The 253-nt window shown below is 60.9% G+C and carries 1 pseudogene; it reads left to right on the forward strand.

Annotated elements, in window-relative coordinates:
- Window positions 1-115: 115 nt before the first annotated feature.
- Window positions 116-253 (forward strand): annotated as a pseudogene (locus CVH10_RS27380) (IS6 family transposase); the annotation flags it as partial.

The raw sequence follows: 253 nt of genomic DNA on the forward strand, positions 1-253 counted from the left end.
CACCTCGACGAGGTTTGCATCCGAATCAATGGCCGCCAACATTATCTGTGGCGGGCGGTCGACCAGGACGGCAACCGTTCTCGACGTGCTGGTCCAGGCCCACCGAAACGCGTTGATGGCCAAGAAGTTCTTCCGCAAGCTGCTCAAGGGCTTGCAGTATGTTCCGCGGGTGATCGTCACTCACAAGCTGGGTAGCTACGGGGTGGCGCACCGCGAGATGCTGGCCTCGGTCGAGCATCGCCGGTCCAAGTAT

It is taken from the genome of Halomonas sp. ND22Bw (assembly GCF_003011945.1).
Taxonomy (GTDB): Bacteria; Pseudomonadota; Gammaproteobacteria; order Pseudomonadales; family Halomonadaceae; genus Halomonas; species Halomonas halophila.